The sequence below is a fragment of the Variovorax sp. ZS18.2.2 genome (assembly GCF_024701975.1).
In the GTDB taxonomy this organism is placed as follows: domain Bacteria; phylum Pseudomonadota; class Gammaproteobacteria; order Burkholderiales; family Burkholderiaceae_C; genus Variovorax.
The window spans coordinates 680,050-692,592 of sequence record NZ_JANLNM010000002.1; the positions used below are offsets into that span (position 1 = coordinate 680,050).

A 12,543-nucleotide genomic window follows, 5' to 3' on the forward strand; every position below is an offset into this window, starting at 1 on the left:
TATCAGCCGCCAGGCGACACCGTCAGGTAGAGCGGCGTGAGCGTCCCCGCCACCGGCCGCAAGAGCTTCAGCAGCAGCGGCCGCCCGTAGCCTTCGCCCGCCAGCCGCTTGAGCAGGTCTGACAGCTGTGCGAGCGGCGTGCCGTCGCAGCCGACCAGGATGTCGCCGCTACGCAGGCCGTCGCGCGCCGCGGCCGATCCAGCGACCACCTCGACGACCCGCACGCCGGTCGCGACCGGCCACTCGTTCTCGCGCACCCAGCGCCGCGGCAGCGCGACAGCCGCGCACTGCACGCCCAGCTTGCCGCGCCGCACCGCGCCGTGTCGCATCAGTTCGCCGGCCACCCAGCGCGCCGTGTCGATCGCCACCGCGAAGCTCAGGCCCTGCGCCGACGGAATGACCGCCGTGTTCACGCCGATGACCTGCGAGCTGCTGTCCAGCAGCGGGCCGCCCGAGTTGCCGGGGTTCAGCGCCACGTCGGTCTGGATCACGTCCTCGATCATCCGGCCGCCGCGCGAGGGGAGGCTGCGGCCCAGCGCGCTCACGATGCCGGCGGTCACGGTGAAGTCGAAGCCCAGCGGGTTGCCGACCGCCACCGCCAGCTGGCCGGGCTGCAGGCCCGCCGAACTCCCGAGCGGCAGGAAGGCGCTCGGGTGCGACTCGAAGCGCAGCACCGCGATGTCGGTCGATGCGTCCATGCCGACGAGCCGGGCGGCGCTCTCGGTGCCGTCGACGAAGGCCGCGCGTAATTCGCTCGCGCCCTCGACCACATGCGCATTCGTGATCGCGAAACCATCGGGCGTGAAGAGAAAGCCGGAGCCGCTGCCCTGGCCGCCGGCATTGCCGCGCTGCGGCGGTTTTCGGACCTTGATGTGCGCGACGGCCGCGCTGGCGGTGTGGGCCACCTGGGTGACGGTGGCCGAGTAGGAGTCGAGAAGGAATTCGTCGCGTGAGCCCATGAGGCGCCTCTTTCAGTCCGGCAGGTCCGAATGAAATGGCGGCGCCCCTGGGCGTTTTCAAGCTACCCGCGCGCTACGAGGAGGGCGCAGGCGCCGCCGCAGCAGCAGCGGTCGGCGAATGCTGCAGCGCGGCGGGCAGCCGGTGGTCCAGCCAGTCCATGCGCCAGGCCAGCACAACGAGCGCCAGTGCCAGCACCACCGCTGCGGCGACCCCGGTTGTTCCGTGCCGCTCGCGGTACGGGTCGCGCGCCACCCGCCGCGCGCCCGGAGGCACATGCGCGGTCTGCGAGAGCATGCCGCCCAGCCGCACATTGACCTTCATGCGTCCGTTGATGGCCCAGCCACTGGCATCGAGGATCGGACCCAGGCTGCGCTGCCGCAGTTTGAGCCAGGCGATCAGCATGCTCGGCCCCGAGATCGCCGCCACGATGCCGATCAGCGCCACCGGTATCCACTGCCCGAGGTCGACGAACTTGCCGAAGATCGCGACCAGCACCGCGCTGATGCTCCCGAGCGCGACGCCGATGGCGGCCACGGTGCCGACGTCCACGCGACCAGCGGTGCGCGGCGCTGCGGCGGGCGTCTTGGCATCGCCCGCAGCCTGGTCGGCGGTCGTGAGCTTGGTGGCAAGGCCCGTCAGCGTGCCCTGGCCCGCCGCCTCGCTGGCGGCCGCGCGCTTGGCGACCTGCTCCTCGATCACCCGCACGAACTTCTTGTAGGGCGCGAAGAAGGCCTGCGCCACGCTGGTCGGGTTCTCGATCAGCTTGGTGATGGTGGCGTCCCAGTCGCGGCCCTGGCGGTCGTAGAAGACGCCGTTGCGGCCGACGAACAGGAAGTCGATGTCGCCCGCGGTGAACGCCGCGACGATGCTCATCTTCTGGCCCTGGCGCGTGCAGTCGCAGTACGCGAGGCAGGTCTTCGCGAGGCCCGCCAGCACGGCGTGCCTGGCCGTGTCCTGCACCTGCACCGTGAGCTCGCAGCTGCGGCCGTCCAGGTAGAGCGTGCCGGCCTGGAAGATCGCGCCTTCGCGCCGGTAGAAGGCCTTGAACGACACGAAGTTGTTGAGCAGCACCACCAGGTCGCGCTGCAGCCGGATCAGCTTTTCCAGGTCGACGAGCAGGTTGTTGTGCGTCTCGGCGGCTTCGTCGTCGTGAAGGAGCGCGAGCAGGGCGTGCCGGGTCTGCAGGAAGGCGTCGAGTTGCGCGAGCGGAAGCGCGGCCGCGGCGTTGTCGGGCCGCTCGGCCATCAGCGATTGCAGCGGCGCGAGTTGTTGCTTGATGGCCTGCCATTCCGTTTCCGCGAGCTCGTCGCGCGCGCCCAGCAGCGGCGTGACGGCGCGGTCGGCGAACGCGGCGATGTCTTCGGTCCACGCGGGGTTGATGCGGTTGCCGTGCAGCGGCAGCACACAGCGCGGCGTGACGGGCGCGAGCGGCAGGTCGGCAATCGGGTCGGCGCTCAGGTCGAGCCTGTTCGCACCCAGCGCGTCATAGGCTTCGGGCGAGGGGTTCAGTGCCGTCATGGCCTGCGCGTCGAAGGCGGCGACGCGGCAGCGCGCGAAGTAGTCGTCGAGCTTGGCCTGCACCTTGCGCGTGGCATCGGCGGCGGCCAGCGTGGGCTCGCCGAGCGGCATCAGCGTTGTGTCGTTCGCGTCCGCCTTGGCATGCCAGTCGCGCGCGGCTTGCACTTCGGCGAAGAAGGCTTCGATGCGGGCCCGGTCGACGCCCGGTGTTTCCTTGTGCCGGTCGGGCACGCTGCCGTGGGTGCGCATGATCTCGGAGACCGTCGCGCGCAGGGCATCGTCGTGCGCCGTTTCGGGTGTGATCACGCCGTCGCCGTTGAAGCGCATCGCGGACAGCAACTCGCCGCGATCGGCGATGTCCGCCAGCGTGAGCGTGGCCGCATCGGGCTTGCCCTGGATCTGCAGCAGGCGGCGTGCCTCATCGATCAGGCGCGCGCCATCGGCATTGCCGGCATCGAGGTCGTCCAGCGCCAGCACGTCGCTGCCCTGCAGCAGCACGTCGGGGTTGCGCAGCCGCGCGCACACCCATTCGCACGCCGCGACCACTTCGGGCGGACGCACGCGGCCGTCGCCATCGGCATCGATCAGGTCCAGCGTTCGCGCATCGAAGTCGATGCCGCGCGTCGGGCAGGCGAGGGCGACCCACAGCTTCTGGTCCAGTTCGCCGAGGCGGGCGATGTCTTCGCCCGTGCGGAAGATGACTTGGTCAGCGCCCCCGACACGGATGAATTGCCAGCGGTGCGGCGCCGGCACCGTCGTCGTTGTTGGCGGCACTGCACGCATCAGGAAACGGCGACCTTCTTGTGTTCGCCCGGTTCGGACGTCTTGTCGGTGATGGTCATGGGCGGCTCTCCATGGGTTGTCGATTTCAGATGGAAAAGAACCCACCGTAGAGGATCGCGCGGCGCCGTCTTGAGGACACACCGCGCACACCCGTGTCGTCCTGCGCCGACAGTCGGATGCCGGACGTCTCTCGATCTCTGGAAAGAACCTCCGGGTTTCGCGACCGCACCAGCGATGAACCGGGGCAGATGCAGGGGGCGCTTGTCAGGCCGGCGTGGTCATGCGCTGCAGCAGCGGCTGACGTGCCAGCACTTCGTCGCGCGGGCCATGGTCGAGCACGCGGCCGGCTTCCATCAGCAGCACGGTATCGAAGCGGTCCAGCAGGCTCAGGCGGTGGATCGACGCGATCACGCAGGCGTTGGGGAATGCATTGGCGATGCGCTCGAGCACACGCGCTTCAGTGCTGGCGTCGAGCGCGCTGGTCGGCTCGTCGAGCAGCAGCAGCGAGCTCCCTTCCGCCGCGAGCACGCCGCGCGCGAGGCAGAGGCGCTGGCGCTGTCCGCCCGAGAGATTGAATCCGCGCTCCGACACGGCCGTGTCGAGGTCGCCATGGTTCGCCTTCAGCACTTCGTCGAAGGTGCTGGTGTGCAACGCAGCGAGCAGGCGCGCATCGTCCGCGGGCTGGCCAAAGGCGAGGTTCTCGCGCACGCTGGCTTCGAAGAGCTCGGTCTCTTGCGGAATCAGCGTGGCGAGGCGGCGCAGTTGCGGCCAGTCGACCGGCTGGCCGTCGAGCGTGAGTGTGCCGGCGTGCGGCGCGTAGAGGCCGGCGAGCACGCGCAGCAGCGTGCTCTTGCCACCGCCGCTCGGGCCGACGAGGGCCACGCGCTGGCCGCGGCGCAGGGTCAGCGCAACGTCGTGCAGTCCGCTGCGCGGTGGCTCGGTTGCATCCGTGATGGGTTCGCCGCGCGGCGCGTACTTCCACTGCAGCGCATCGACGCCGAGCTGCACCCACGTCGCCCCGGCATCGATGCGCTCGCGCTCGGGCACCTGCTCCGGCGCGGTGGCGAACACATCACCCGAGGGCGCCTGCCAGATCGGCTCGGCGCTCGTGTAGTCGGTGTGCATGCGCGCGAAGAAGCTGAAGTTGGCCGCCACCGAAGTCACCACGCCGGCGGCCTGCTGCGCGTACTGGTAGATCATGAACACCGCGCCCAGCATCACCGCCTGCCCCGGCGTGCGTGCCTGCCACACGTAGATGACGACCAGCCCCCAGGTCAGCGCCAGCCCCATCAAATCGACCGCGAACCACTTGCCCTCGTTCAGCACCACGGTGCGCTTGAGCGGCAGCGAAATGGCCGCCATGCGACGGCGCAGCAACAGGCGCGATGCACCCTGCAGCCGCAGGCCGATCACCGTCGATGCATTGCCGAGAAAGTCGAGCAGCGCGGACACGTAGCGCCGGTCGGCATCGTTCTCGGCGCGCGCGAGCTTCATCAGCGCACGGTCGATGCGAACGATCACGAGGCCGATCAGCACATAGCCCGCAAGGGCCGTCACGCCGCTGGTGCGCGACAGCAGCGCGAGCGCCACCAGCGGGCCGACGAAGTTGACCGCGTTGGTGAGCCAGATGAACTGGTTCTGCGCGAAGTCCGCCAGTGCGCGGCTGGCCTGGTGCACACGGTGCTGCAGTTCGCCCGAGTGATGGCCGTCGTGCCAGGCCAGCGGTGCGGCGGCGATGCGCGCGTAGAGCTCGTCGGCCAGCCGCTCGCGCACCTTCAGGCCGACGTTGCGCTCGAGGATGCGGCCCGGCCCGTGCAGTGCCCAGGCGCCGACATACACCGCGGCCAGCATGCCGATCCAGCGGCCCGCGCCGCTGAAGTCGCTGCGCTGCAGCGCGTTGATGGCTTGGCCGGCGAGGTAGGGAAGCGTCAGGCGGATCAGTTGCGAGGAGGCCAGCAAGGCAGTGGCGCTGAGCAATTGCCCGCGCGCGCCGGCCGCGAAGTGCCACAGCGCGGCATAGAGCGCGCGGATCGCGTTGCCGGGGTCGTTCGTCTCGGTCGTCTTCTGCATGCGTGGTCAGCCCGCCTTGCGGAACGTGAGGTTGATGCGCAGGCTGCCCAGCGCCGGATGCGGCTGGTCTTTCAGCGGCAGCACGCCGTGGTAGCGCAGCCGGTCTTCGCCGCCCCAGACCACGACGTCGCCGTGCTTCAGAGCCATGCGCGCGGCCTTGTCGCCGCGCTCGTGCCCGCCGAACAGGAACACCGCGGGCATGCCAAGCGAGACCGAGACGATGGGCGCGCCGTAGTCATGCTCGTCCTTGTCCTGGTGCAGCGAGAGGCGCGCGCCGGGTTCGTAGCGGTTGACGAGGCAGGCATCGGGCGCGAAACCGTCAAAACCGGCAGCCGATGCGGCCTCGCGGGCCAGGCGCGCGAACGGTTCGGGCATGGCGGGCCACGGCTTGCCGGTGTCGGGGTCGGTGGGGCTGTAGCGGTAGCCGCGGCGGTCGCTGGTCCAGCCCAGCGCGCCGCAGTTGGTGAGCGCGACGGACATGGTGAACCCGCCGGGGGTGACGAGATGGCGGAAGGGCGCGTCTTGCGCAACCGCCTTGACCGCCGAGAGCAATACGTCGGCAAAGGGCAGGGCGAAACCGGGGAGGACGAAGGCGCCAGGACCTATGGGCTCGCGCGCTTCGCGGGGTGGATCGTCGAACAGATCGAGCGTCATGCGGCAGGCCGGCCCGCGCGAGCCGGCGAGAAAACGCCTAGCGAACCGTCGACATCACCGTGGCACGGCAGCGCGGCTGGTCGCGGGGCGCCAGCAGGTTGCAGTTGTCCAGCGCGCGCTGCTGCATGTCGCTGAGCTTCGGGCGTTCCTGCTGGTACTGGGGCTGCCGCTGGTACTCGGGCACGTAGACAGGTGCGGGCTCCTGCCAGCGCTGGCGGCGCTCGTATTCGCGGCGCTGCTCGTATTCACGTCGCTCGTAGTCGCGGCGGTCTTCGCGCTCGCGGTCGTTCCGAAGGCGCCACATGCAGGAGTTGAAGTCCATGCCCGAACGGCCGCTGGCGCAGTAGCGGCGGTCGTTTTCATAGACGTAGTCGCCCTGGGCAAAGGCGGGGGCGGCGTTCATGAGGCCGAGGAGGGCCATGAGAGCGAGTTTTTTCATGAGGAGTGGCCTGTTCTGTGATTGCCGTGTGTCTGTGCAGTGTGAGAGGTCTGCCTTGAACTGAATGTAGCCGGTCGCCCCGCGCGCACGTCAGGTCGAAGCTGCCGGCGTTTGCGCGAATGCCTCCTCAACGCTCGGGCATCGCAATCAGTCGACGCGGCCCCGCGCCTGCACGCGCCTTTACATGGCCGCATCCCATGAAGAGGTGAATGAGTACCAAGGGTTTCACTTATTGAAGCCCTAGGGCAAACGCCTAAGGTCGAACCCCATCAATGGACACCGTACGCCTCGACATCCGCGTGCCTGAAGGCTGGGCATGCTGGATGGAACTCGCCCGCACGCCGCGCGGCACCTATGCCGGACTCGCGGAACTGAGCCACCAGGGCATTGCGCGGTGCGCGCTGGTGATCACCCAGCAGCTGTCGTGGGAGGCGGCCGTGCAACGTGCGACGCTGCGGGCGGATCACTTCGTGCGGCAATGGGTGCCGCAGCGCAGCCAGGGGTCCGACGTCTCCGGCACCACCGTTCCCGGCGATGCCTGAGCAACGAACGCGAAGGGCGCGACGGCTCCGCGCTCATGGTAGAAACCGCGAGCCGCGGATGTCCTGCATTCCGCTTCGTGCGCTTACCCCACCTCTCTCGCTTCCATGTCCCACATCCCTGATCGGGCTGAAGAAAAACCGTGCGCCCGGTGGTTGGCGTGGCTGATCGTTGGCGTCGCCGCACTCTGCATGGCCGGTTGTGCGGGCCTGCCCACCGATGTGCAGCGCAAGCCCTCGTCGGCCATCGCCGACGGCGCGGACACCGTGCTCGGCCGCCTCGTTGAAGCGGCCACTCCGCCCGGCGAGCCGCTGAGCGGATTCCGCCTGCTGCCGATGCCGCAGTTCTCGCTGCATGCGCGCATCGAACTCGCGCGCCGCGCGCAGCGCTCCATCGACGTGCAGTACTACCTCGTGCAGAACGACGAGACCGGCCGCTACCTGCTGCGCGCCCTGCGCGATGCGGCGGACCGCGGCGTGCGCGTGCGTCTCTTGGTGGACGACCTCTACACCGCGGGCGCCGACCCGCTCTTCACCAGCTTCGCCTCGCATCCGAACGTCGAGGTACGCCTCTTCAATCCGTTCCCGGCGGGGCGCGACCGCTTCGGCACGCGCTGGGCCGCATCGCTGTTCGACTTCGACCGCGTGCACCGCCGCATGCACAACAAGCTCTACGTGGTGGACGACACGATGGCGGTCATGGGCGGGCGCAACATCGCCAACGAGTATTTCCTGCGCGACGGGGGCTCGAACTTCATCGACATCGACACGCTGGTGGCCGGCGCGGTGGTGCCCCGGCTGTCGTCGCTGTTCGACATGTACTGGAACAGTCCCTACGTGTACCCCATCGAATCGCTGGTGCCCAGGGGCAGCGAATCGCCGAAGGAACTGCGCGCGCTTTTCGACCGGCTCACCAGCGGGCCCGAGACGCTGCATCCCGAGGAGCCCGACTCCACCGACCTGCTGGGCAACAACCCGCTGGCCAAGGACCTGGACGCGGGCACGCTGAAGCTGGTGTGGGCCCGCGCCGAGGCGTATGCCGATCCGCCGGCCAAGGCCCTCGCGCCCACGCCCGAGGCGCGCGGCCTGCCGGCCGACGAGGCGAGCGAGAGCGTGCTCTACAACGTGCGGCGGTATCTGCGCGGCGCGCAGAGCGAGATCATGCAGACCACGCCCTACCTGATTCCCGGGCGCGGTGGCATGGAGTCGATCCGCATCATCCGCGGCAACGGCGTGAGCTACAGCATCGTGACCAACTCGCTGGCGGCCACCGACGAATCGCTGGTGCACATCGGCTACCGGCGCTACCGCGCCCAGATGCTGCGGCTGGGCGTGGAGCTCTACGAGCTCAGCCCCAAGCGGGTGGAGGAGACCAGGCGCTTCGGCATGTACGGCTCGGCGAGCGGGCGGCTGCACGGCAAGTCGGCGGTGATCGATCGCAAGACGGTGTTCATCGGCTCGATGAATTTCGATCCGCGCTCGGAGCTGCACAACACGGAGATCGGCATCTTCATCTTCAGCCCGCAGATCGCGCAGCAGCTCACCAGCCTGATCGGGTTCATCCGGCTCGATGGTGCTTACCAACTGCAACTGGGACCGAAGGGCGGCATCGAGTGGGTGAGCCCGGCGTCGGGGGATGCGGCCGACACCATCCTGCACACGGAGCCCGAAACGCATTTCTGGTCGCGCTGGAAGCTGGAGCTGCTGGCACCGCTGGTGCCCGAGAGCCTGCTTTAGCGGACGGTCGACATGACCGTCGCGCGGCAGCGGGCGCGGTCGTGGCGGGTGGGCAGCACGATGCAGTTGTCCAGGGCACGCTTTTGCATGTCGCTCAGCCTCGGACTCTCGCGCGGCTCTTCGGGCTCGTAGTAGTAGGGTTGCGGCGGCGGACGGCCGTAGTAGTCGTAGTCGCGATCGCGGCTGTGGCGGGTCGTTTCACAACCCGCGAGGCACAAGGCCAGAAGACCGCCCCAAAGAATCAGGCTCAGGCGCAAGTTTGTTCTCCATGTCGAGGGGACGGACGGCAAGACGCGCCCTGTCCCGGTGGCGAGGAGCTTAGTCCCGTACCGGACGGGCAACCTGAAGAGATGATGAACGCCGGGGCGTTACTGCTGCAGGCGGCCGTTGAGGTAGGGCTCGGGGTCGACGGCGGTGCCGTTCTTGCGGATCTCGAAATGCAGCTTCACGCGATCGGCGTCGCTGCGGCCCATCTCGGCGATCTTCTCGCCCTGGCGCACGACCGCGTTTTCCTTCACGAGGATGGTCTGTGCGTGCGCGTAGGCGGTGAGGAAGGTCTCGTTGTGCTTGACGATGACCATGTTGCCGTAGGAGCGCAGTTCGCTGCCCACGTACACCACGCGGCCATCGGCCGACGCGACGATCGGGTCGCCGAGGTTGCCCGCGATGTCCAGCCCCTTGTTGCGCACGCCGTCGAAGCGGGCGATGGTGGTGCCGCTCGCGGGACGGATGAAGAGCGCCTGTTTCGCCGGGGGCGGCGTGACGGTTTGGCCGGGCCGTGCCGGCGTCAGGGGCGTGGTGTCGCAGGCGGCGAGGGCGGCGGCAATCAGTGCTGCGGCACCGGTGCGGAAAAGAAAAGTCTGGATTTGCATGGCGCTGTTGGAACGGGTTCGTTGCGGAGGGTTCCTGCGGTCTGGCACGCCGGGCGCGCCATGCGGACGATGCTAGCAAACTCGTGCGCACCTTCCGGAAGAGCGGAATGCGCGAAGGGCTATCGTTACTTCAGCGGGATCGGCGTGCCGCGATCGATGGGCACCGCGGTCACGCTGTTCTTCGGCGAGCCGTCGATCAGCAAGTCCGAGTAGGTGAGGTAGACCAGCGTGTTGCGCTTGGCATCGACCATGCGCACCACGCGCAGGCGCTTGAAGAGCACCGAGAGCCGCTCGCTGTACACCTCCTCGCGCTTGGGCAGCGGCTGCGTGATGCTGACCGGCCCGACCTGGCGGCAGGCGATGGAGGCTTCGGCCTTGTCCTCGGCCACGCCGAAGGCGCCGGCAATGCCGCCGGTCTTGGCGCGCGAGACATAGCAGGTCACGCCGTTGACCTTGGGGTCGTCGTAGGCCTCGATCACGATCTTGTGGTCGGGGCCGATGAGCTTGAAGGCGGTGTCGACTTCGCCCACTGTCTCCGCCTTGGCCGCAGAAGCCGCCAGCGCAAAACCGAGGCTGGCGCTGCAGAGAAGGGTGGCGCGGAGTGTCTTGTTCATGAGGTTCGTCAAACGATGCTGAGTTCGTGCACGCGGTCGAAGCTGCCGCGGCGGCGGTCTTCGAAGAAGTGCTCCAGGGTTTCGCGCACGGTGCGAAAGGCGATCTCGTCCCAGGGAATCTCTTCCTCGGTGAAGAGCTTCGCTTCGATGGTCTCGTGGCCGGGATCGAACTTGTCGTCCAGCAGCCGGGCGCGATAGAACAGGTGCACCTGCCCCACGCGTACCACGCTGATCACCGAGAACAGGCCCTGCATCTCGAAGTTCGCACCGGCCTCTTCGTCGGTCTCGCGGGCTGCCCCTTGGGCGGTCGTTTCCTCGAGTTCCATGAAGCCCGCGGGCAGCGTCCACTTGCCCCAGCGCGGCTCGATGTTGCGCTTGCACAGCAGCACCTTGTCGCCCAGGACCGGGATGGTGCCCACCACGTTCAGCGGGTTCTCGTAGTGGATCGTGTGGCAGGCCGGGCAGACGGCGCGCGGCTTGGTGTCGCCGTCGTCCGGGATGCGGTAGACCACCGCGGTGCCGCAGTTCTTGCAGTGCTTGATGGGGACGCGCAGGAGCATGGGCGGTGCCGTCTTCAGGCGATCTTGACAGTTAGGGTCGGCAGGCCGGCGACCTTGCCCACGAGCGTGTCGCCCGAGACCACGGCCGCCACGCCTTCGGGCGTGCCGCTGTAGATCAGGTCGCCGGGTTGCAACTCCCAGGCAGCCGACAGGTGCTCGATGGTTTCGGCCACGTTCCAGATCAGCTTGCTCACGGTGCTGCGCTGGCGGTCGGTGCCGTTCACCTGCAGCGAGATCTCGGCGTTCTCGGCATCGCCGGCCGCAGCCACCGGCACGATCGGGCCGATGGGCGCGCTCTGCTCGAAGCCCTTGCCGATGTCCCAGGGGCGGCCCTGCTTCTTCATCTCGCCCTGCAGGTCGCGGCGCGTCATGTCCAGGCCGACCGCGTAGCCGTAGATGTGCTTGTGCGCATCGGCGGCCAAGATGTTCTTTCCGCCCGTGCCGATGGCGACGACGAGTTCGATCTCGTGGTGCAGGTTCTTGGTGAGCGAGGGGTAGGCCATGGTGCCGGTCTGGCCTTCGTCGACCACCACCAGCGCGTCGGTGGGCTTCATGAAGAAGAAGGGCGGTTCGCGGCCGGTGAACCCCATTTCCTTGGCGTGATCTTCGTAGTTGCGGCCCACGCAGTAGATGCGGTGCACCGGAAAGCGGGCGGGCTGTCCGGCCACCGGAACCGAAACGGTGGCGGGCGGGGCGAAAACAAACTCGGAAGCCATTGCGAGGTGTCCTTTTTCAGCGAAACGGGAGGGGAGACCGGCAGTGTGCCAGAGGCAGGGCGCGGTTGCCGGAGCGCCGGACCGGGGATTTTCGGGCGGCTCACAATAGGCGCCCTGCGTTTCCCTTGCGCTGTTTCCCCGATTTTCTCCGCCACACCATGCCCATCCGAATCGGCAAAGCCGGCAAAGCCACTGCCTTCAACGAACTCGGCCGCCGGCGCAACGAGGAGGGCGACCAGGACGGCGCCCTGGAGGCCTACGCCCAGGCGAGCGCCATCCATCCCGGCTGGTCGGTGCCCTGGTACAACACCGGCCTCATCCACAAGTACCGCGGCGAATGGGCCGCATCGCTGCAGGCGAACGCGCGGGCCGTGCAATGCAAGTCGGACAACCAGGGCGCGCTGTGGAACCTGGGCATCGCCGCCACCGCGCTCGGCGACTGGGCGACGGCGCGACGCGCCTGGCAGCAGTACGGCATCCGGGTCCCCGATGGCGACGGGCCGGTCGATTTCTTCATCGGCCTCACGCCGATCCGCGTGCATGGCGACGAGGCCAGCGACATCGTCTGGTCGGACCGCATCGACCCGGCGCGCGCCATCCTGCGCAACGTGCCCACGCCCGCCTGTGGCCACCGCTACGGCGACCTGGTGCTGCACGACGGCGCGGCCAACGGCTATCGCAAGCGTGGCGAGCGAGATGTGCCGGTGTTCGATGCGCTGGAACTCATCGCACCCTCGGACTATTCGACCTACGAGGTCTCGATCGACGATGCGAAAGAAGAGGACATCGGCGCGCTCATCCAGCGCTTCGAAGCCGCCGGTTCCGCCGCCGAGAACTGGACCACCAGCATCCAGGTGCTCTGCAAGGCCTGCTCCGAAGGCCGGCCCGACGGCCAGCACAACCATGCGCCCGGCGAGCCGCCCGAGGCCTTCGGGCCGTGGCACGTCGGCATTGCCGCGCGCGAGGAGGCGGACGTGCGCCGCATCCTGGACGAATGGCACCAACTCACACCGAAGGCCGGGCTGCGCGACTTGCGTTGCGTGCTGCAGGCCACCCCGCGTTCATAGCGTCCCGGTGAGCG

General features: G+C 68.5%; 13 protein-coding genes. 3 read left to right on the forward strand and 10 right to left on the reverse strand.

Features of this window, described 5'->3' with window-relative positions; translation table 11 throughout:
* Window positions 1-2 precede the first annotated feature (2 nt).
* From NU688_RS13620 to NU688_RS13640, 5 genes are all read right to left on the reverse strand, one after another.
* Entirely contained in the window at window positions 3-959 is a 957-nt protein-coding gene (locus NU688_RS13620) for a S1C family serine protease (protein WP_257861167.1), read from the reverse strand.
* A gap of 73 nt (window positions 960-1,032) precedes the next feature.
* The gene (locus tag NU688_RS13625; RefSeq protein WP_257861168.1) at window positions 1,033-3,261 is read right to left on the reverse strand and encodes a hypothetical protein; all 2,229 of its coding nucleotides are present in this window, start codon (window positions 3,259-3,261) and stop codon (window positions 1,033-1,035) included.
* Between the two features lie 264 nt (window positions 3,262-3,525).
* Window positions 3,526-5,331 (reverse strand): ABC transporter ATP-binding protein, encoded by a 1,806-nt coding sequence (locus NU688_RS13630; protein ID WP_257861169.1) that lies wholly within the window; start codon window positions 5,329-5,331, stop codon window positions 3,526-3,528.
* A 6-nt stretch (window positions 5,332-5,337) separates the two neighbouring features.
* Window positions 5,338-5,985: a DNA oxidative demethylase AlkB gene (alkB, locus tag NU688_RS13635; RefSeq protein WP_257861170.1), complete on the reverse strand. Its 648-nt coding sequence runs from the start codon at window positions 5,983-5,985 to the stop codon at window positions 5,338-5,340.
* Between the two features lie 37 nt (window positions 5,986-6,022).
* Window positions 6,023-6,424, reverse strand: a complete 402-nt coding sequence (locus tag NU688_RS13640) for a hypothetical protein (RefSeq protein ID WP_257861171.1) — start codon at window positions 6,422-6,424, stop codon at window positions 6,023-6,025.
* Window positions 6,425-6,696: 272 nt separating this feature from the next.
* Here NU688_RS13640 and NU688_RS13645 point away from each other — a divergent pair, with 272 nt between their 5' ends.
* Window positions 6,697-6,966, forward strand: coding sequence for a hypothetical protein (locus NU688_RS13645; protein ID WP_257861172.1), 270 nt, complete (start codon window positions 6,697-6,699; stop codon window positions 6,964-6,966).
* Window positions 6,967-7,071: 105 nt separating this feature from the next.
* Entirely contained in the window at window positions 7,072-8,700 is a 1,629-nt protein-coding gene (locus NU688_RS13650; RefSeq protein ID WP_257861173.1) for a phospholipase D family protein, read from the forward strand.
* Here the strand turns inward: NU688_RS13650 and NU688_RS13655 are convergent.
* The 5 genes from NU688_RS13655 to NU688_RS13675 all read right to left on the reverse strand — a co-directional run bounded on the left by NU688_RS13655 (window position 8,697) and on the right by NU688_RS13675 (window position 11,462).
* Window positions 8,697-8,957, reverse strand: coding sequence for a hypothetical protein (locus NU688_RS13655; RefSeq protein WP_257861174.1), 261 nt, complete (start codon window positions 8,955-8,957; stop codon window positions 8,697-8,699). The genes NU688_RS13650 and NU688_RS13655 overlap by 4 nt on opposite strands.
* A gap of 111 nt (window positions 8,958-9,068) precedes the next feature.
* Window positions 9,069-9,572 (reverse strand): murein hydrolase activator EnvC, encoded by a 504-nt coding sequence (locus tag NU688_RS13660; protein ID WP_374684644.1) that lies wholly within the window; start codon window positions 9,570-9,572, stop codon window positions 9,069-9,071.
* 125 nt (window positions 9,573-9,697) lie between these two features.
* Complete coding sequence (locus tag NU688_RS13665) at window positions 9,698-10,186, reverse strand: CreA family protein (protein WP_257861175.1); 489 nt, start codon at window positions 10,184-10,186, stop codon at window positions 9,698-9,700.
* Between the two features lie 8 nt (window positions 10,187-10,194).
* Window positions 10,195-10,746 carry an NUDIX hydrolase gene (locus NU688_RS13670; protein WP_257861176.1) on the reverse strand — a complete coding sequence of 184 codons (552 nt, stop codon included), beginning with the start codon at window positions 10,744-10,746 and terminating at the stop codon, window positions 10,195-10,197.
* Window positions 10,747-10,760: 14 nt separating this feature from the next.
* Entirely contained in the window at window positions 10,761-11,462 is a 702-nt protein-coding gene (locus NU688_RS13675) for a fumarylacetoacetate hydrolase family protein (protein WP_176656625.1), read from the reverse strand.
* A 158-nt stretch (window positions 11,463-11,620) separates the two neighbouring features.
* Between NU688_RS13675 and NU688_RS13680 the strand changes: the two genes are divergently transcribed.
* Window positions 11,621-12,529: a tetratricopeptide repeat protein gene (locus NU688_RS13680; RefSeq protein ID WP_257861177.1), complete on the forward strand. Its 909-nt coding sequence runs from the start codon at window positions 11,621-11,623 to the stop codon at window positions 12,527-12,529.
* Window positions 12,530-12,543 lie beyond the last annotated feature (14 nt).